Source organism: Neisseria sp. P0009.S007 (assembly GCF_051962515.1).
The window spans coordinates 1-863 of record NZ_JBQCVF010000700.1 but is presented as its reverse complement, the minus strand read 5'-3'; the positions used below and the strand labels follow the sequence as shown (position 1 = coordinate 863).

Here is an 863-nt window from a genome sequence, read left to right as displayed (position 1 = left end):
GCCATTCCCGCCAAAGTCAAAGCCTTGATTCAAGAATGCGGTATCGACATGCTCGTTACCATCAACGGCCAATATATCTCCTTTCGCGGCAAACCCCTGCAAAGCTACCCCTTGGATATTGCCGACATCGAAACCGCCATCAACCTGCTTGAACAACACAAAATAGACTACGCGTTCGTCAACAACCAAGAAATTGCCGTTTCCTCCCATTCGCTGCGCGTTGTCGAAGGCTTATCACATATCCTGCCCAACTTCCTGACTGACAAAGAATATTTCCGTAAACAACCCGTTTATCAAATGTTGGTCTTTGTGGATGAGGAAGAAGAAAAAATCCTGCAACCGCTGATTCAACAACACGGCTTCAAATCCGTCCGCTGGCACAAACATGCCATGGACCTACTCAAACAGGAAGGTTCAAAAGCACGCGGCATCGCCCACGCAGTGGAAAAACTGGGGATTGATATGAGCAAAGTAATGGCGTTCGGCGACAGCTTCAACGACTTGGAAATGCTGTCAACCGTCGGTTTTGGCGTTGCCATGGGCAATGGTGAAGAAGCTGCCAAAGCGGCCGCACAATTCGTCTGCCCAAGTGTCGATGAAGACGGCGTATTGCGCGGCTTGCAAGAATTGGGCGTCATTTAAAACATCAAATCAAAAGGCCGTCTGAACATTTTCAGACGGCCTTTAATCATATAAATAAGTAACTAGAAAAATACTGTAACCAATCTAAACAATCCCAAAACTGTATTCCAAACAGCTGTAATGGAAGTATCTATTGCATAAACAATGCCACCAGGTATAGCCATTATTGCATCAATTGGGTTTAAAATTAATCCTGTTATAAACCCTATACCTCCCATAAC

At 45.3% G+C, this 863-nt stretch carries 1 protein-coding gene; it reads left to right on the top strand.

Translation table 11 applies throughout. From position 1 onward, the window contains the following. On the top strand, nt 1-642 hold a 642-nt coding region (locus ACTHS3_RS15780), incomplete at its 5' end, for a Cof-type HAD-IIB family hydrolase (protein ID WP_440368479.1). Nucleotides 643-863 lie beyond the last annotated feature (221 nt).